This window comes from Micromonospora sp. NRRL B-16802, from assembly GCF_001279555.1.
Lineage (GTDB): Bacteria > Actinomycetota > Actinomycetes > Mycobacteriales > Micromonosporaceae > Micromonospora > Micromonospora profundi.
Genome location: NZ_LGEB01000086.1, coordinates 98989 through 116778, shown reverse-complemented (window position 1 = coordinate 116778; position 17790 = coordinate 98989). Strand labels below are relative to the sequence as shown.

At 72.2% G+C, this 17790-nt stretch carries 16 protein-coding genes; 9 read left to right on the top strand and 7 right to left on the bottom strand.

Translation table 11 applies throughout. From position 1 onward, the window contains the following. Positions 1 to 71: 71 nt before the first annotated feature. From ADK66_RS31620 to eccCa, 6 genes are all read right to left on the bottom strand, one after another. The gene (locus ADK66_RS31620) at positions 72 to 1412 is read right to left on the bottom strand and encodes a WXG100 family type VII secretion target (protein WP_157552868.1); all 1341 of its coding nucleotides are present in this window, start codon (positions 1410 to 1412) and stop codon (positions 72 to 74) included. 17 nt (positions 1413 to 1429) lie between these two features. After that, the gene (locus tag ADK66_RS23650; RefSeq protein ID WP_053658915.1) at positions 1430 to 1993 is read right to left on the bottom strand and encodes a WXG100 family type VII secretion target; all 564 of its coding nucleotides are present in this window, start codon (positions 1991 to 1993) and stop codon (positions 1430 to 1432) included. Positions 1994 to 2033: 40 nt separating this feature from the next. Next, entirely contained in the window at positions 2034 to 3506 is a 1473-nt protein-coding gene (locus tag ADK66_RS23645) for a S8 family serine peptidase (RefSeq protein WP_082377621.1), read from the bottom strand. An 83-nt stretch (positions 3507 to 3589) separates the two neighbouring features. Further along, on the bottom strand, positions 3590 to 3868 hold the full coding sequence (locus tag ADK66_RS23640; protein WP_053658911.1) for a WXG100 family type VII secretion target: 279 nt from the start codon (positions 3866 to 3868) through the stop codon (positions 3590 to 3592). Positions 3869 to 3894: 26 nt separating this feature from the next. Beyond that, complete coding sequence (locus ADK66_RS23635; protein WP_053658909.1) at positions 3895 to 4203, bottom strand: WXG100 family type VII secretion target; 309 nt, start codon at positions 4201 to 4203, stop codon at positions 3895 to 3897. A 256-nt stretch (positions 4204 to 4459) separates the two neighbouring features. Next, on the bottom strand, positions 4460 to 8425 hold the full coding sequence (gene eccCa, locus ADK66_RS23630) for a type VII secretion protein EccCa (RefSeq protein ID WP_053658907.1): 3966 nt from the start codon (positions 8423 to 8425) through the stop codon (positions 4460 to 4462). A gap of 165 nt (positions 8426 to 8590) precedes the next feature. Here eccCa and eccD point away from each other — a divergent pair, with 165 nt between their 5' ends. Then, complete coding sequence (gene eccD, locus ADK66_RS23625) at positions 8591 to 9988, top strand: type VII secretion integral membrane protein EccD (protein ID WP_053658905.1); 1398 nt, start codon at positions 8591 to 8593, stop codon at positions 9986 to 9988. Here the strand turns inward: eccD and ADK66_RS23620 are convergent. Then, positions 9972 to 11159 carry a type VII secretion protein EccE gene (locus tag ADK66_RS23620; protein ID WP_053658903.1) on the bottom strand — a complete coding sequence of 396 codons (1188 nt, stop codon included), beginning with the start codon at positions 11157 to 11159 and terminating at the stop codon, positions 9972 to 9974. The genes eccD and ADK66_RS23620 overlap by 17 nt on opposite strands. 160 nt (positions 11160 to 11319) lie before the next feature. Here ADK66_RS23620 and eccB point away from each other — a divergent pair, with 160 nt between their 5' ends. The 8 genes from eccB (at position 11320) to ADK66_RS23580 (ending at position 17785) form a co-directional block, all read left to right on the top strand. Further along, positions 11320 to 12756, top strand: coding sequence for a type VII secretion protein EccB (gene eccB, locus ADK66_RS23615; RefSeq protein WP_053658901.1), 1437 nt, complete (start codon positions 11320 to 11322; stop codon positions 12754 to 12756). 87 nt (positions 12757 to 12843) lie between these two features. Continuing rightward, positions 12844 to 13212: a hypothetical protein gene (locus tag ADK66_RS23610; protein WP_053658899.1), complete on the top strand. Its 369-nt coding sequence runs from the start codon at positions 12844 to 12846 to the stop codon at positions 13210 to 13212. Beyond that, positions 13205 to 14506 (top strand): WXG100 family type VII secretion target, encoded by a 1302-nt coding sequence (locus tag ADK66_RS23605; protein WP_053658897.1) that lies wholly within the window; start codon positions 13205 to 13207, stop codon positions 14504 to 14506. The genes ADK66_RS23610 and ADK66_RS23605 overlap by 8 nt, the downstream gene beginning before the upstream one ends. 219 nt (positions 14507 to 14725) lie before the next feature. After that, on the top strand, positions 14726 to 15094 hold the full coding sequence (locus tag ADK66_RS23600) for a hypothetical protein (RefSeq protein ID WP_053658895.1): 369 nt from the start codon (positions 14726 to 14728) through the stop codon (positions 15092 to 15094). 179 nt (positions 15095 to 15273) lie between these two features. Then, positions 15274 to 16071, top strand: a complete 798-nt coding sequence (locus ADK66_RS23595) for a hypothetical protein (RefSeq protein ID WP_053659423.1) — start codon at positions 15274 to 15276, stop codon at positions 16069 to 16071. Between the two features lie 60 nt (positions 16072 to 16131). Beyond that, the gene (locus ADK66_RS23590) at positions 16132 to 16473 is read left to right on the top strand and encodes a YkvA family protein (RefSeq protein ID WP_053658893.1); all 342 of its coding nucleotides are present in this window, start codon (positions 16132 to 16134) and stop codon (positions 16471 to 16473) included. 31 nt (positions 16474 to 16504) lie between these two features. After that, positions 16505 to 16912, top strand: coding sequence for a pyridoxamine 5'-phosphate oxidase family protein (locus ADK66_RS23585; RefSeq protein WP_053658891.1), 408 nt, complete (start codon positions 16505 to 16507; stop codon positions 16910 to 16912). Between the two features lie 225 nt (positions 16913 to 17137). Continuing rightward, the gene (locus ADK66_RS23580) at positions 17138 to 17785 is read left to right on the top strand and encodes a C39 family peptidase (protein ID WP_053658889.1); all 648 of its coding nucleotides are present in this window, start codon (positions 17138 to 17140) and stop codon (positions 17783 to 17785) included. Positions 17786 to 17790: the final 5 nt, after the last annotated feature.

Below are 17790 nucleotides of genomic sequence, written 5' to 3'. Positions count from 1 at the left end.
CCACTGGCCGGCGTCGAACAGGAAACGGTGCCGATGCGGTCAACCGCATCGGCACCGTCGCGTCCAGACGTTCAGCGCAGGATGCCGGAGGTTCCCCCGCCGTCGGCACCCCACACGTCCTCGTCCTCCTCCAGCCACGTGTTGCGCGAGGTGTCGTCCTCGCCGTAGCCGGCACCGCCGCCCATCCCGGCCATCCCGGCACCTCTGGCACCCGCGCCCCGACCGGCCGCACCGGCACCCGCCGCGCCGCGACCGGCACCGCCCCGACCGGCACCGCCGCCACCAGCGGCGACGCCGCCCATTCCGGGCATCATCCCGCCGCCCGGCTTGCCGCCCGCGCCGAGCCGGCCGCCCGCGCCCCGGCCTCCGCCGCGACCGGCGCCCGCCGCACCGCCACCGCCCATCATCGGGCCCATGCCCGGGGAGACCGCTCGGCCGAGCGCGCCGCCTCCGGCGAGCACGCCGCCGCCTGCCCCGGCGCTGCCCAGACCGCCACCGCCACCGCCGGCGCCGGCGCCGAGGCCTGCGGAACCGAGGCCACCACCGCCAGAGCCGAGACCGGGCACGCCGCCGCCGGCACCCGCGAGGCCGGTGCTGTACTCCTCGTCGAGACCGCCCGTGCCGGGGACACCACCGACACCTGGGTAGCCGCCCGTGCCGGGCTCGCCCGAGAAGGCCGGGTGGATGCCGGAACCGACGGGCAGGTTGCCCGTCTCCGGTACCAGGCTCGCCCCGCTGATCGAGGGCTTGGCGCCCAGACCACCGCCGGGCCCGCCGCCGCCGATGTTCGGCACGCCACCGACACCGCCGCCGCCACCACCGCCACCACCCAGATTCGGTTGCTGACGGGTCGGGTCCGCGGTGTCACCGGGCAAGGCATTACCGGGGGTGTTCGGGGCGATGGTCTGGTACTCGCCGCTGACCCGCTGATAGACCTCGGCAGCGTCCTTGGACTGGTCGTTGATCCAGTCGGCGACGGCACTCACCGGGTCGAGCCAGCCGAGGAAGTCCGGCGAGACCTTGGCCTCGAAGAAACCGACCCCGATGGTCAGCTTGGCGTTGCGCGCCTCCAGGACGTCGTTGACGCAGGTCGCCGGGATCGGGAAGTCCCGCTGGGCGGCGCTGAGGCTGTCGGCGGCGGCCTTGAGCGACTGGACGATGCCGCCGCCCTTCTCGGTGTCCGCCACGAGCTGACCCGTGTCCTTGGCGATCAGCTCGACGTGACCCTTGAACTCCTCGTACGCCGGACCTTTCCAGGTCGCGCCCAGGTCCTTGATGTTGGCTTCAAGGCTCTGCTTGACGTTGTTGAGGTTCTTGATCAGCTGTTCCCAACCGAGCGCCGCGCTCTCCACGTCACCAGGCCGGCCGTCAATGACGACCTTCTGGCACATCTCTTCCCAGCTCAGAGCCATTTGCCGTCCTCCCCGTCCTAACGGCCGTCGCCGCGGCCGGCCACGTCACCGAAGACCCGCTGCATGTCGAGGGCGGACATCCTGTTCTGCTCCTCCGCCGTCTCGTAGTTCTGCTTGACCTGACGCAACGCCTCCGCCGCGTCGTAGAGATTCTGGGCGAGCCTCTGCACACCAGCCTCGGTGTCCCGGTAGAGCCCCTGATGCTTGGCAGCCAACCGGCCCGCCCATTCGAACCCACCGAGCGGGCTCGCCTGGCCGCCGACTCCACCCGCCATGCCCGCGGCCGCACCACCCATCAGGTCCTGGATGTCGACCATCTTGTAGGTGAGCTTGTTCAGGTACGCCGCGTGGGTTTCCAGCCAGTCGATCGCGGAATCGAGGCTGCTCGCGTCCCACTCGGTCTTGACGCCGGCCTCGCCGGGCGCGGTGACGAGACCCTCCGGCGTGGCGGCATGGTTGACGTTGTCGATCTCGAAGCCGGTCAACGCCAGGCCTGACACCGGCGTGGTGCCGACCGGAATCGGAATGTACATGTCGTCGTTCTTGAACCGTTCCGGCTGGCTGGTCCTGTCGTCCGTCATCGGTCCCCTCCCCGAAACCCTGACTGGTGGTCTGTGCTCACTACTGCTGTGGGCCGGACTGCGGCGGCGCCTGGCCCGTGCCCGGCCATCCGGGTCCGCCCGGCGGCGGCGCGGCCGGTGGATAGCCCGGTGCGGGCTGGCCAGCCGGCGGCGGATAGCCCGGCGGCGGATGACCGTGTTGGGCCGGCGGCGGACCGTACCCCGGAACGGGCTGCGGCGGCGCGACGTGCCCCGGTGGGCTCTGCCAGCCGGCCGGGCCCGCAGGCCAGCCGGGCGGCGGCGACCCGGGTGCGCCGGCAGACGGGCCGGGCACGGCCGGGGTACGCCGCTTGCGGCGCCTGAGCACCACCAGCAGGACGATCAGCGCGACAATCGGCACGGCCACGCAGAGCACGACCTGGACGATCGCGCCGGCCTTGTTCGACACCCCGAACTCGACAGCCGGACCCTCGTCATCGTCGGGCCGGGCGGCGCCACCGGGCCGGGTCGGCTCGGTCGCGCCCTCCAGCAGCGGGTTGGCCGTCACCTCTGGCACCGAGCGGGTCAGCGCCGCGACCGGGTCGACCGCGCCGAAGCCGAACTGCTGGTCCCGGCCTGCCGGCCCGGCGTCGCGGGCCGTCTTGATCAGGCGGTTGATGACGTTTGCCGCGTCGAGCTGCGGATATTTGGCGCGGACCAGCGCCACCACCCCGGAGATGATGGCGGCTGACGAACTGGTGCCGCTGCCCACTGTGTAGCCGTTGGACGAGACCGCCTTGGGTGCCGGCCCGATGATGCTCTCCATCGGTGCCGCGATCACCGTCTCCGGGCCGCGCACCGAGCCGGCGAAGAAGTTGCCCCGCTTGTCCAGACCGGACACGGCGATGACGCCGGGGATGTTTGCGGGCGAGGTGACCCGCTGATCACCCTGCTCCACGTTTCCGGCGGAGGCCACCAGCACCGCGTCCTTGCTGAACGCGTAGGTGATCGCGTCGGCCAGATCCGGGGGCGGCGCACCGTCACCGATGCTCACGGAGAGGTTGATGACGTCGGCACCTGCGTCGGCCGCCCACCGGACGGCGCGGGTCACGTCGTCGCTGTTGAACCGGGCACCCATCGAGACCGGCAGGATCTTCGCAGCCGGGGCGATGCCCAACTGCCGCATCTGGTCACCACCACGCCCGGCGATGATGCCGGCCATCGACGTGCCGTGCCCCTTTTCCCGGTCGTCGTCACGTCGCCCGTCCGGCGCGGCGGCGGCGTTGACACCGTGCCCCGCCAGTACCTGGCCGCGAAGGTCTGGATGGCTGGCGTCCACCCCACCGTCGATGACGGCGACCACGACGCCCTTGCCCTGCGTGAGTTTCTGCGCCTGGGGAATCTTCAGCGAGTCGAGATACCACTGCAGGCCCCGGACCGTGTCGGCGGCACGAGCGGGTGCCGGTGCGACAACGGCGGGAACCAGCGCGGCACACAATGCCACTGCGGCCGCAGCCGCCAGCCGGGCCGATCGGAAACGATTCCCCGTACGCATCGCTCTCCCAGAACCTGTGCCGACGCCAACGCAATGCGGCTCCGGCCCGGTCGAACCGGACCGGAGCCGCACCGGCGATTGTCTCAGCCCCACACCTTCGAGTTGCTCATCTCGGTGGAGACGTAGTTCTCACGGGCGATGCCGACGGCACCACCGATCTCGTTCAGGACCCGGTTGATGTCCCGGACGGCCTGGTCCCACTTCGCCTGGTGCTGCTCGTAGGCGACGCGGTCCTGGCCGTCCCACTCGAGCTTGGAGAGCATCGACCGCAGCGTGTCGAGCTTCTCGTCGATGGTCTTCGAGATGGCCTGCATCTGCTGGTTGCTGCTCTCGAGGACCGCGTAGTCAACTTTGATCGCCATGTTTTCCTCCTCTGCTCGCTACGGGATCACGGGTTGAGAGCAGAGTGGAACTTGTCCAGCATCTGCTGCTGCTCTTCGTCGTTGACCTGGTGCGTCGTACCCGACTTGTCGAGCAGGTCCGCGATGTCATCCATCGCGGTCAGCAGCTTGACGGTGTCCTCGTTCCAACGCGTCATCAGCGACTGGAAGCCCGTGGACGCCTGACCCTTCCACGCCATGGCCAGGTCGTCGACTACGTTCCACAGCTTCTTCAGCTCGCCGTCGACCTCGCTACGCGTAGACCGCACGTCACTCGCGGCGGTATGCAGAGTCGCAGCTTCGACCTCGAACGCCATGCTTCACACCCTTCCGTCATGTTGTGGCGGCGGCTTTGCCGCGCCCCCTCCCCCGCGGCAAGGCAGCAAAACACCCCACCGACGGACACTCCAACAGAGACCGTAGCGGAGTCCGTCCAGTCCTCGCAGCCCTGGTAGGCCGCCGTAGGTGAATAGTGACGAATCAGCCGACGTGATTACCGGTTTTACGGGACAGGTATTTGACGCGGACGACAAAATTGCGATGCCGGATCACCGCACAACCGGGCGAGCCCGGTCACGACGGCTCGGACCAAGCGGTCTGGATGAGCTGTTGGCCGTCGCGCCGACGGACCAGCGTGCCCCGGCCGGGCGGCTGCGGGCTCGGCCGCAGCGTGCCGAAGACCGCGCCCTCCTCCCGACTGCCGGACATCAGCAGGCCGGGCGAGTCCAGCTCCCGCAACCGTTGCAGCACGGGCTCGTAGAGCGCGCGGGACACGCCGCCCACCCGCCGCGTGATGATGAGGTGCAGGCCGATGTCGCGGGCCTGCGGCAACAACTCCTGCAGAGCACTGAGCGGATTGCTGCCACCGGAGGCCACCAGGTCGTAGTCGTCGACAAGGATGTACAGGTCCGGGCCCTTCCACCAGCTGCGGTCGCGCAGCTGCGCGGTGGTCACGTCCGGGCCGGGCAACCGGTTGGACAGCGCGCTGCGGATCGAGCCGAGCCCCTGCGCGAACGCCTGATTGGACGGCGCGTAGTCAAGCAGGTGATCGCCCTCCACCGCGCCCAGCAGCCCACGCCGGTAGTCGGCGATCACCAACCGGGCCTGAGCGGGCGTGTACCGCTCGGTGATGCCACGGGCGATCAGCCGCAGCAGGTTGGTCTTGCCACACTCGGCGTCGCCGAACACCGTCAGGTGCGGCTCGTTCGCCAGGTCCAGATACACAGGGGCGAGCGCCGACTCGTTGACGCCGATGGGCAGGCCGGGCGCCGACCGGTCGATGATCCGCGCCAGCTCGGTAACGGCGAGCCGACGCGGCAGCAGCCGCACCTTCGGCGCCGGACGACCCGGCCAGTTGGCCGCCACGTGCCCGGCCAGGGCGATCGACGCCTCGCTCAGGTCGTCGATGTCACGCCGGCCGTCGATCCGCGAAATGGCAGTGAGGAAGTGCAGCTTGTCCCGGGTCAGGCCACGGCCGGGTGACTTCTCCGGCACGTTCATTGCCGACCGTCGGTCGATCTCGGATTCGGCGGCGTCGCCCAGGCGCAGTTCGAGCTTGGTGCCGAGCAGGTCCCGCATGTTGATCCGGACCTCCGCCCACCGCGCCGCGGTGAGCACCACGTGCACGCCGAAGCCGAGGCCACGGTTGGCGAGCGTCGTGATGGTCTGCTCCAGCTCCTCGTACTCCTGGCGCAGGGTGTTCCAGCCGTCCACCACCAGGAACACGTCACCGAACGGGTCGTCGGCGAACTCACCCGCCGCCCGGCGGCGGCGATAGCTGGCCACCGAGTCGATACCGTGCTGGGCGAAGCGCATCTCCCGCTCGTCCAGCACCGCGACCACCTCGGCCACCGTACGGCGCACCGCCTCGACGTCGCGCCGGCCGGCCACCCCCGCCATGTGCGGCAACCGCTCCAGGCTGCGCAGCGCGCCGCCACCGAAGTCCAGGCAGAAGAACTGCACCTCACGCGGCGTGTGGGTGAGCGCCAACGAGGCAAGCAACGTCCGCAGCATCGTGCTCTTGCCACTGAGCGAGCGACCGACGATGACCACGTTGCCACCGGCCCCGGCGAGCTCGACCATCATCGGGTCACGGCGCTGCTCGTACGGGCGGTCCACCACGCCGACCGGCACCGTGAGCCGACCCCGGCCCGGCCAGGACGCGGTGCACAACCCGTACGTCGGGTCGACGGCCAGCGGGCCGAGCAGCTCACCCAGGCCCGGCGGGTCCGCCAGCGGCGGCAGCCACACCTGATGTGCGGGGCGGCCCCGGCCCTTGAGCTGGTCGATGAGCACGTCGAGCATCGCGACGGCCTTACCGTCGGCCGGCTGCTCCGGCTCCGGCGCGGAGTCCACAGGCATCTGGGGGGCCTGCGCCGGCAGGAAGTCGACGCCGTACGGCACGATCCGGCGCTGCACCAGTGCCTGCGACGCGGATGCCTGCTGGCCGGGCGCCCGGTACGGGCCGGAGACGTACGCGGCCCGGAACCGCAGCATCGTGCTGGTGTCGGTCTTCAGGTAGCCGTGCCCCGGCGCGTTCGGCAGCTCGTACGCGTCCGGCACGCCGAGCACGATCCGGCTCTCCACCGCCGAGAAAGTACGCAGACCGATCCGGTACGACAGGTGGGTGTCAAGGCCGCGCAGCTTGCCCTCTTCGAGGCGCTGGCTGGCCAGCAGCAGGTGCACACCGAGCGACCGACCGAGCCGGCCGATCATCACGAACAGGTCGATGAAGTCGGGCTTGGCGGCCAGCAGCTCGCTGAACTCGTCGCAGATGATCAGCAGGCTGGGCATCGGAGCCAGCGGCTCGCCGGCCGCGCGGGCCTTCTCGTACTCGAAGCGGGAGACGTAGTTGCCGGCCGCCCGCAGCAGCTCCTGCCGGCGCACCATCTCGCCGGCGAGCGCGTCGCGCATCCGGTCGACAAGCGGCAGCTCATCGGCCAGGTTCGTGATGACAGCGCTTGTGTGCGGCAGCGCCTCCAGCGAGGCGAACGTCGCACCGCCCTTGAAGTCCACAAGGACGAAGTTCAGCTCCTCCGACGAGTGGGTCACCGCGAGCGCGGCCACCACCGTACGGAGCAGTTCGCTCTTGCCGGAGCCGGTCGCACCGATCACCAGACCGTGCGGGCCCATGCCCTCGTGCGCCGACTCCTTGAAGTCCAGCTCGACGACGTTGCCGTCTGGGCCGACGCCGAGCGGGATCCGCAGCCGGTCACGGTGACCGCGCGGCCGCCAGGTCTGGTGGACGTCGACGGCCGCCGCGTCGCCGACGCCGAGCAGGTCCGGCAGCTCCATGCTGCGTGCCAGCGGCTCCTCGCTGCTGGTCTGCTGCTGGGACAGCCGGTACGGGGCGATCTGCCGGGCCAGCCCTTCGGCGGCCTCGACGGTGAGCCGGTCCGGTCGGCCCAGTTGCGTCGACGAGGTGCCCCGGATCAGTTCGAGTGAGCTGCCGTCGCCGGCGTCCAGGCAGAGCAGCCAACGGCCGGCATCGCGCGGCACCGTCCCGGAGAGATCGATGGTGGTGGCACCGAGCAGACCCTGACCCACCAGCTGACAGGTCGGCGCGACCTCGCCGCCGTCGATCACCACGACGAGGTGCGGCGCGGTGGTCAGCGGCTTGGCCTCGGCGGTGAAGCGGGGACGCCCGGCCAGTTCACCGTTCAGCGACTCCTCGGCCTCGGCCAGGCTGGCGAAGACGAGCCGCCTGGCACCCGCGGCGTCCGTCCGGCCACTGTGGTGGGCGTGCGGAAGCCACTTCACCCACTCCCAGGCGGCCTGCCGGTCGGGCGCGGCGACCACCGCGATCACCATGTCGTCGGGGGCGTGGAAGGTCGCCAGCTGACCCAGGGCCGCGCGGGTCAGGTCGAGCACCGGCTCTCGGTCACCGCGCAGCACCACCCGGCTGAACGCGCGTACGGAGAGCGCTGTCGGCAGCTCCGGCACTGTCGAGTGCGCCCGCACGAACCGGCGCAGCGCGATGGCGCTCATCGGCTCCAGGTCCTCCACCGGCTTGGTCTCCGGCGGGACGATCTCGACGGCCAGCCGCTGCGGGCCGAGCGCGATGCGGGTCTCGCCGAAGTCGTCCTCGGTGATCCGCCGTTCCCAGAGCCGGCGGGACGCCGCGATCGACCAGAGCGCGTCCGGCTCCGGGTGCCGCCAGGCCATCGCTGCCCGCTGCTGCTCGGCGGCCCTGCGGGTGCGCTTGCGCATCTGGGCCAGGTAGCGCATGTAGTCGCGACGGTCGGCGTTCAGCTCGGCCTTGTCGTTGCCGCCGCTGTTGGCGAGCGAGCCGATCGCCATGCCGAGCATCGAGACGCCGAAGAGTCCACCGGCGACGTACGTCATCATGCCGCCACCCCGGCCGGCGTAGAGGAATGCCATCGCGCCGACCCCGCAGACCATCGGCAGGATCATCAGCAGTTGGCCCATGCCGCGGGGCGTCGGCTCGGGCAGCTCGGGCGGCGACTCCAGCAGCACCTCGCCGCGTGGCAGAGCCGGCCCCGGCTGGCGCGGGAGCCGGCGGAACACGACCGTGCTCACGGCTGTCTCCTCCCCAGAAGCGGCCCGATGACGTGCCGTCGCGGATCGAAGCCCGCGGGTGGGCACTGTACGTGCTCGTCATCGTAGGTAATCTCCCGTGGGCGCGGTGCACCCCGTACTGCGGCACCGCCGCCCGCCGAGCGTAGGACGACCCAGGAGGCCACTGTGGCGACGAAGACGGCGACCGGTGGCCTGAGCCGGATCACCATCGTGGCTCCCCGTACGCGGATGGACCTGGCTCTGCCGTCGGACGTACCGATGGCCGACCTGCTTCCCACGCTGCTGCGCTACGCCGGGGAGGACCTGGCCGACGAGGGTGTGCGGCACGGCGGCTGGGCGCTGTCCCGGCTGGGCGGCGCACCGCTGGACGGTGGGCGTACCGCCGCGCAGTTGGGCGTACGCGACGGCGAGGTGTTGTATTTCAATCCCCGGTCGGCGGCGGCGCCGGAGATCGTCTTCGACGACGTGGTGGATGCGGTCGCGACCGCCACCAACCAGCGTCCCGGCTCCTGGCAGGTCAGCACGACCCGGTCGTTCGCGGTGCTGTTCGCCGCGGCGGCGTTCGGCGCCGGCGCGGTGGCCGCCCTCTTCACCGGCCCGCCGCACCTGCCCGGCGCGATGGCCGCCCTGCTTGTCGCAGTGGCGCTGCTTGTCGGCGCGGCGGTGCTCTCCCGCGCCGCAGGCGACAGCCGGACCGGCGCGGTCCTGGCCATTGTCGGCCTGGTGTACGGGGGCACCGGTGGTCTGCTGCTGCTCGCCGGTGACCTGCGACTAACCGACCTGGGCAGCCCGCACGCCCTGCTCGCGGCCACCGCCGTGGTGGTCGCCGGGGCGGTGGCCGTGCTGGCCGTCGGTGACCGGTACCCGCTCTTCTTCGCCGCGATCGGGGTGGGCGCGGGCGCCGGTCTGGGCGCACTGCTCTGCCTCGCCTTCGGGCTCGACGCCGCAGCGGCGGCAGCGGTGGTGGCGGCCGTCGCGTTCGGCGCGGTGCCGGCGCTGCCGATGATCGCCTACCGGCTGGCCCGGCTGCCGGTGCCGTCGATCCCGACCGGTCCGGAGGACCTGAAGACCGACAGCGAGTCGGTAGACGGCCGGCAGGTGCTCGAACGCAGCGACCGGGCCGACCAGTTCCTCACCGGTCTGCTGTGGACGGTGTCGGTGCTGGTGCTCGGCGCGCAGTTGGTGCTGGCACTGGACGGCCGGCTGCCGGCGGTGCTGCTCTGCCTGGTGCTGGCCCTGCTCTCGCTGCTGCGCGCCCGTCCGCTCCTGGGCCGGGCGCAGCGCATCCCGGTGCTGCTCGCCGGCACTGTCGGGCTGGGCCTGGCGGCGGCGGCCACCTTCGCCGGGGGTTCGTTGCCGGTCCGGCTGGGCCTCATCCTCGGTGGGCTGCTGCTGGCGGCCGTGATCAGCCTGATCTACGGCCTGACCGTCGCAGGCAAGCGCATCTCGCCGGTCTGGGGCCGGCTGCTCGACATCGTCGAGATCATGCTGATCATCTCGCTGGTTCCGCTCGCCTTCTGGGTCTGCGGCCTGTACGGCTGGATCGTCAACCTGCGGCCCTGACCCTGCCGGCCGGCGTCGACGCGACCGGCGCGCTGGCGTAGATGCCCGGGCCGTGCTGCCCGTCCATCGGCCGGGCCGGGAGACCGGCCCGCTGTGCCACGTCCCGGACGACCTTGACCAGTGCCTCGACGTGGTTGTCCATCGCCGCGACCCGCAGCAGCGGCGCCGCCACGCGACCGTCGGACGAGACCACCGCCGCCACCGTGTGCGACGGTGCCGACGTGGCGGTGATCGCGTCCACAAGCGGGCCGAGCGGGGTGTCGGGCCGTCCCCGCAGGGTCAGGCAACGGTGCGTCCAGCCGCCGCCCCGCAGCCCCTGCCAGGTCTCCGCCGGCGTCTCCGGAACCAGGTCGAGGCCGGCTGCCGACACGACTGCCGCGCGCAGCTCGTCGCGGCCCAGCGGCCGGTGGGCCAGCCCGGCGGCGGTCAGCGCCTTGCCCAGCCGGCCGATCCCGGCGGCCAACGTCCGGTGTACGCCGGGCAGCCCACCGCCCCGGCTGACGGTCTCGACCCGGGCGTCGCGGATCGTGAGCCGCAGCGCCACCCAGACGGACCGGTGCGCTGCCGGCGGCGCACCGGAGGCCGGGTACCAGACCAGTGTGTGCGCGACGACCTGGGCCCGGGAGACGGGTGCCGAGAAGTCGCTGAGCACCCGCAGTACGCGGTCCACGACGGACGCGTCCACCGAACCGCTCGTCGCGCCGGTGACTGGTTGCAGGGCAACCGCCGCGAACCAGCCCTGGTCGTCCTGCCCGATGCCCAGCCGGGTGCCACGGTCGGTCAGCTCGATGACGCTCAACTCGGGTGCGAGCGCGGCCAACCGGGGGTCGGCGACCGAAGCGCTCGCCAATGCCGCCGCCGCCGCGCGTTGGCGGCGACGCCGCAACCGGCGGCGCAACAGCACGTCCTCGAACCACCAGCGGCCACCGCGCCGGGCGAACACCACCGCCACGACCAGCACCGCGACGGTACCCGCCACGGCGAGCAGCCAGCTCGGGCCGGCCGTCGCGGCCCAGACGCCGACCGCACACACCTCCAGCACGACGAGCTGGCCGACAAGCACCGGGCCGATACGACCCCGGCCCGGTCGATCGACGCCCGGGGCCACCCGCGCCGGGACGTCGGACGGGCTCGTGACCGCTCGGGCGGGTCGCGCCTGAACCTGCGTCATCGCTGACTGTCCCTCCTGCACGATGTGGCTCTGCTCCGGGGAACGCCCGGCGCCGACCAGGCGGCGGGCCAGAGGGCCGGCCGTCGGCCCCTTATCGTAGGGAAGCCCGCGACGGCACCCTGACCTGATCGTCGCGGATCCACCCCGCCGGAGGTAAGTCATGCGGACCCGCCGCGATCAGGTGCAGGCGTACCGCTTCGTCACCCGCCGGATCGTCTCCGCTCTCCTGTCGGGCGATCCGGAGACCACCAACCTGCCAATGCGGCGGCTCGGCATGGCCGTCTTCGGCAGCGCGATCGCCGCGGCCGTGGTGCTCGGCGGGGTGGGCGCCTACGGCCAGTTGACCGGCAACACCGCACCGCTGGACGAGAACACGCTGGTCATCGAACGGGAGACCGGCGCGACGTACGTGTTCGTCGAGGGCAAGCTCCACCCGACGCTCAACTACACCTCCGCCCGACTGATCCTGAACGAGCCGAACCCGCAGGTACGGACGATGTCGCAGACCTCGCTGCGGGACCGTCCGCGCGGTCGCACTGTCGGCATCGTCGGCGCCCCGGACGCGCTGCCCGGCCGCAAGTCGTTGACCGGCCTGCCCTGGTCGGTATGCGACGTACCCGACCCCGTCGACCCGCGCCGCTCCACCACCCGCGTCGTGATCGACCGCGCGCTGCCCGGCGGCGCCCCGCTGGGTGACCGCGCCGTGCTTGTCACGGTGGACGGTCAGCGGCACCTGCTCACCGGCAACGCCCGGCTCGAGGTGCTCGGCGGCGACCAGTCGGTCGCTGCGCTGCGGATGAGCGGCACGGCGCCCCTGCCCGTCGGGCAGCAACTGCTCAACGCCCTGCCGGCTGGGCCACCGCTGCGCAAGCCGTCGCTGTCCGGCCTGGGTGACCGTAGCGGGCTGAGCGTGGCTGGCCGACCGGCCACCATCGGCCAGGTGTTCCAGGCGGCCGGGCAGCACTACGTCCTGGCCCGCGAAGGGCTCGTCTCGATCAGCGAGATCACGGCGCTGCTGCTGATCAGCGGCGGCGGTCAGATCACCGACATCACGCCGGATCAGGCCGGCCGCCTGCTTACCGAACAGCGGCTGGAGCCGGACGGGATGCCGCGGACGCTTCCCTCCCTGTACCCGGCCCGCGCCGGGCAGACGCTGCTCTGCGCGACGTACCGGGCCGGCACCGCGGGCGGCCCGCCGACCACCACGCTTGAGGTCTTCGACCGGGCGCCTGCCGAGCTGAGCGCCAACGAGCCGAACTCGGTGCCGGTGCGGCAGAGCAACCGGGACGCGGTCCGCACTGCCGAGTCGGTGCTGCTGCCCGGCGGCAAGGGCGTGCTGGCCCAGGCCGCTCCCGGCGCCGGCACAAGCGGGTCCGGCGCCGCCGGGTCGACTGTCTACCTGATCAGCCCGCAGGGCGTCAGGTATCCGCTCGGGTCGGCCGAGGCACTGGGGGCGCTCGGGTACGAGGGGGTCACCCCGCTGGCGGTGCCCGGGTCCCTGCTGTCCCTGATCCCCACCGGGCCGACTCTGGACCGCGAGGACGCGCTCGCGCATTTCTCGCCAGGTGGCACGCCATCGACGGGCACCAACGGCTGAGCGAGCGCCACGGGTCGCCTCGGCTTGCGCTGGTGGACTAACCTGGTTCCGCTGACGGTTGTCAACCAGAACGACGGGGATGTAGCCATGACCGGCCGTACGGAAGTTGACCTGCTGTCCCTTGAGGACTTCCACAAGAACCTCGCGGCGCGGCTCAGCCAGGCCGAGACGGTACTGCGCAAGCTCAACACCGAGATGCAGTGCAGCCCTCCGGCGTTGGGCCTGTTCACCGACGCCACCCAGAACGCCCGCCGCTACAGCTCGGTCCACGAGTCTTATGTGGAACAGGCCGAACGGCTCCGGCAGGCTGTGCTGGCGGCGCAGCAGGCCACTAGCACCATTCTCGCCAACTACCGCACCGCCGAGGCGCGCAACGCGGCAAACGCCACCGACATCGACTCGGCGCTGAGCGGGGTCGACCGGGCGCTCAAGCCGAAGGGGGACGGGCGTGTCTGAATACACCCAGCGTTATGAGGGCAAAAGCCACCAGGAGCTGTACGACGCGGTGATGGCCGGCAAGCCCGAGCAGATCGATGAGCTGGCCGCCAAGTGGGCCACGCTGAAGGGCATCCTGGACGGCCTGAGCCGGGAGCTGAGCGGCGACATCGAGAAGCTCGGCAACAGCTGGACAGGTTCGGCAGGCCGCGAGTTCCAGCGGCGGCTGACCTTGGTCGTCAGCCACACCGACGCGCTCAGCGAGGGCATGACCGGCGTCAAGCAGGGCCTGACCATGATGGCCGGCCAGCTCCGCACCGCCCGCAAGCAGGCGGAGAGCCCGGAGGAGACCGACGACAACGACCGGGCGATCTCCGGTGCGCTCAAGGGCGCCGCCTTCGGTCTGCCCGGGGCTGTCGTCGGCGGCATCATGGGCCACCAGCAGGACAAGGCCGAGCAGGAGAAGGCCCACAAGCGGATGGTGAACGTGGTGGCCGAGTTGGCCGCCGGTTACGACCTGTCCGCCTATGACCGCGTGGTCGACCCGCCGCGTCCGGACGCCGAGACGCCGAAGACTGTCAACCAGGACCCGACGACGCCCCGCAGCGTGCCGAGCACCACCACGCCCCACGCCGCCCCGACCACCACCGGCCGCCTCGCGCACACCGGCGGCGCGACGATCACGACGCCGACCCACACGTCCGCGGCCCCGGTCCCCGCCGGGTTCGTCACCGGCCAGGAAGGCGGCCCGGTCACCGGCAGCACGCCCGGCGTCGTCACCGGTCCGGCCCCCTCCACGGGTGGCACCTCCCTCGCCAGTGCCAACCCTCTGATCGGCGGGGCACTGCTCGCCGGCGGCGTCGCCGGGCTGGCCAGCATGTCCGGGCCGACCACGGCACCGGCCAGCGCCGGGACCGGCCGGGGCCTGCTCTTCGGGGCACCGGGTGGGACACCGGCCGGCGGGGTGCTGCGCACGTCCACGCTTGCGGGTTCGACGAGCACGCCCACCCCGTCGGCACGGCCGACCGGTGGTGCCGCAGCTGCCGACACCCGTTCGGCGAGCGGCGTCGGGCGCGGCATCGACGGCCGGCGCGGCGAGGCCACCGGCCGGGCTGCCGCAGCCGGGGGCCAGGGAGCGACCGGCCGGGCGGGTTCCGGCCGCGGGTCGGGCACCAACCGTCCCGGCCTTCTCGGCGGGAACGGCCGGCCGACCGACGACGAGTCCGACGACCGCCTGACCTGGCTGACCGAGGACGAAATGGTGTGGCAGGACGGCGGGGACGCCGCGCCGCCGGTACTCGGCACCGCAAGCTGACAGTTCCCCGGGGCGGCACGGCTCGCAGCCGGGCTGCGTCGACGGATACCACTGGACCTTGACGGCCCGGCCTCACTTGAGGCCGGGCCGTTCGTCACGCGCACGGTGCAGGATGCCCACCCGGTCGGCCCCGTCCACAGTGGCCACAGTGGCAGCGGTCACCCCGGCTGGCGCGGCAGACATGCTGCACAACGCCGGGTCGGCGGATAGGTTGGTCGGGTGTCGTCCGCAAACCAGATCCGCCCAGCCCGGCGGGTCGTGCTGCGGTCACTGCGGGAGCTGACCCGGCTGGCGTTCACCGCACTGGTGCTCGCTGTCGGCCTCGGCGGCGCCCTCGCCGCGACACCGCCTCCCTCCCCGACGCAGCCACGGCCGATCGCCGTGAGCAGCCGGGTGGACACCCTCCGGCCCGAGGCCGCGTCCGCTGCCCAGACAGCCGACAGTGCGAGCCCGCCGAACCCTTCCGAGGCGGCCGATGGAGCCGTCACCACCACGGCGACCGGCCCGGTCGCCGCTGGCCTGGAGCACTCGCCGGCCATCGAGCCCGGCCGGGGCGCACCCGCCCGGCGCGGCCCGCCCACCCGCTGACCCGGCCCGCCTGACGATCCGCGCGACCCGCCCCCGGGTCACGCGCGTCCCGGCCCATCGGGTCGCCAACAGCTTCTCCCGACCACTCGGAGCCGACCGCGTCGACATCGCTCGATCACCGGCCCGGTGCCGTCAGGACCATCCGTCGATACCCGTTGTTCGACCGCGAGGTGCTGATCATGCAGACCGTCCTCTCCGCCGTCCTGCCCGACGTGCCCCGGGCCGCCGTCATCTGGCTGAGCCTGCTCGGGGTGGTCGTGGCCGCTGTCGCCGTACTCCTGCTGCGCCCCGGCCTTCTCCGCCTCGACCTGGCCGCGCGGATCCGTGACGCGGCAATGCCCAGTCAGATCGAAGAGGCACAGGAGGAACGGGAGCAGAGCCGCTACGCGCAGGAGGTCGCGGTGGCCGCCGAGCGCGCCACCACCACCGCCCAGCGTCTGCGGGCGGAGTGGGTGGCCGCGCAGGAGACGGTCGAGGCCGCGTGGCAGGAACTGGAGGCCGCCGAGGCCGGCGTCCGCAGGCTCGCCGAGGCCTCCGCGATGCCACTGCCGTACACCACCCAGACCCCCGCCGAGTACGCCGACCGCGAGCGTTACCTGCATCGGGCCGCGCTGGACGCGTACTGGCGGCGGGAGCTGTCGGTGGAGCAGCTCAGCGACGTGTTCGCGTACCGCAATGGCTGGGACCCCCGGCTGCACCCGGTCGAGCAGGAACTCGTGCTCCAGCGGGCGATCCGCGACAACCTGGCGGCCCGGCACGTCGCCGCCCAGGAGCAGGAGCAGGCCGCCTGGCGGGCCGCCGAGCTGGCTGTTGCGGCGGCCCGCAGCCTCCGCGCGGAGGCCCTCGAGGCGACCGGGCGGCGGGTGGCGGAGTCGTCATCGGTGCTGCCGCTCAGCGAGGTCGGCCGGCCGCTGACCGAGCCGACCCGGGAGAACGTGGTGGTCGCCCGCGGCCGCGCGGCGGTCCCCGCGTTCTGACCGCACGGCACGGCGGTCCGACAGCGGGCCGGACCGCCGTCGGTGGGTTAGCGTGACGCCATGTCCCGAGAGACGTGGGTGCTCGTGGTGATCGCCGGCATCCTGGCGATCGCCACACTTGTCGGCGCGGTGCTGCTGGCGGTGCGGGTGGTGCGTACCCGCCGGATGCTGACCGGGCTCGGCGCGAGCGGCAAGGTCGTCTTCTACGGGGCGCTCATCTACGCGATCTTCCCGGTCGACATCCTTCCGGACCCGATCTATCTGGACGACATGGGTGTCCTGGCCGGCGCGCTGATCTACCTCACCCGGCTGGTGCAGAAGCGCCGGGCGGAGGGTCGCCGGCTGCCCGGGCAGCCCGACGCGCCGCCGGCTCCGGAGGCCGCCCGACGCTCCGTACGATGATCGAGGTCGGTTCGACGGACAGGGGACGGGCGTGGCGGGCGATCACCGGCTGGACGGGCACGACGACCGGGTGGCGGCCTTCTGCGCGGAGCGGCACCTCGCGACGTTGACCACCCTGCGCGCCGACGGCACCCCGCACGTGGTGCCCGTCGGGGTCACCTTCGATCCGGAGTCCGGGCTGGCTCGGGTGATCACCTCCGGTACGTCCCGCAAGGCACGTCATGTGGCCGATGCCGGGCCGGCGGGCCTGCCGGTGGCCGTCTGCCACGTGGATGGCCGGCGCTGGCTCACCATCGAGGGCCGGGCGGTGCTCCGGTCGGATCGGTCGGCGGTGGCCGAGGCGGAGCGCCGCTACGCCGACCGTTATCGCACCCCGCGTCCGAATCCCGAACGTGTGGTCATCGAGATCACCGTGACCCGGCTGCTCGGGAGCCTCTGACCCGCCGCCGATCGGCCCGTTCGAGCCACATCACGATCCTTGGGCGTTTTGCGCGGTCAGAGGTGCCGCCGCAGAGCGGAATGCCGCCCGGAGCAGGGCCGTTACACCCGTACGACCCCCGGCCGAGACCGCCGCGGGTCGTCCCCTGATGAGCCGAGCGCCATTCCCGGTGCTGCTGCCCTCCGCCCAGTCGGAGGCTCCAACCCCTCGAACGGAGACTCGACCATGAACCCGATCATGCAGAAAAGCGGTCTGTCCGTTGTCGGCCTGCTGGTCGCGGGCGGATGTGCCCTCGGCCCGGCTGCCATTGCGCAGGCCTCCGCCCCGGCACAGGCTGCCCCTACGTCGTCGAACCAGACGAACCGCAGCGGTGAGCGGGTGCTCGGTTTCGACTACCAGGCGCAGCCGAACTTCTACTACTGCGGGCCGGCCGCGACCCGGATGGCGCTCTCCGCCCAGGGCAAGGCACTGCCGCAGGACGACGTCGCCAAACTGCTCGGCACCACCGAGTCGGGCACCGCGTCGGCCCTCGACATCACCCGGGTGCTGAACACGCTCACCGGCGACAGGTACCGGACGACCGAGATCAGTGACCCGGTGGCCCGCCCCGACCAGGTCGATCAGTTGCGGCACGACGTGCGGGCCGCTGTCGACGCCGGACGGCCGGTGGTGGCCAACATCAAGGGCACGGCCGTCGACATGAGCGGCAACCCGCACTCGTACGAGGGCGGCCACTACGTGACGCTTGTCGGCTACCGCGACGGCGGGGACACCATCCGGGTCGCCGACCCTGCCAACCCGGCGCTCGGCGAGTACTGGATGGGTCTGCCGAAGGTCGCCAACTGGATCGCGGAGCGCGGCTACTCCTCCTGATCCGC

What these genes read in the sequence shown, in the direction of transcription:
- ADK66_RS31620 (WP_157552868.1), bottom strand. Translation starts at nt 1,412, where the DNA reads ATGGCTCTGAGCTGGGAAGAGATGTGCCAGAAGGTCGTCATTGACGGC.
- ADK66_RS23650 (WP_053658915.1), bottom strand. Translation starts at nt 1,993, where the DNA reads ATGACGGACGACAGGACCAGCCAGCCGGAACGGTTCAAGAACGACGAC.
- ADK66_RS23645 (WP_082377621.1), bottom strand. Translation starts at nt 3,506, where the DNA reads ATGCGTACGGGGAATCGTTTCCGATCGGCCCGGCTGGCGGCTGCGGCC.
- ADK66_RS23640 (WP_053658911.1), bottom strand. Translation starts at nt 3,868, where the DNA reads ATGGCGATCAAAGTTGACTACGCGGTCCTCGAGAGCAGCAACCAGCAG.
- ADK66_RS23635 (WP_053658909.1), bottom strand. Translation starts at nt 4,203, where the DNA reads ATGGCGTTCGAGGTCGAAGCTGCGACTCTGCATACCGCCGCGAGTGAC.
- ADK66_RS23620 (WP_053658903.1), bottom strand. Translation starts at nt 11,159, where the DNA reads ATGACGCAGGTTCAGGCGCGACCCGCCCGAGCGGTCACGAGCCCGTCC.
- eccB (WP_053658901.1), top strand. Translation starts at nt 11,320, where the DNA reads ATGCGGACCCGCCGCGATCAGGTGCAGGCGTACCGCTTCGTCACCCGC.
- ADK66_RS23610 (WP_053658899.1), top strand. Translation starts at nt 12,844, where the DNA reads ATGACCGGCCGTACGGAAGTTGACCTGCTGTCCCTTGAGGACTTCCAC.
- ADK66_RS23595 (WP_053659423.1), top strand. Translation starts at nt 15,274, where the DNA reads ATGCAGACCGTCCTCTCCGCCGTCCTGCCCGACGTGCCCCGGGCCGCC.
- ADK66_RS23590 (WP_053658893.1), top strand. Translation starts at nt 16,132, where the DNA reads ATGTCCCGAGAGACGTGGGTGCTCGTGGTGATCGCCGGCATCCTGGCG.
- ADK66_RS23580 (WP_053658889.1), top strand. Translation starts at nt 17,138, where the DNA reads ATGAACCCGATCATGCAGAAAAGCGGTCTGTCCGTTGTCGGCCTGCTG.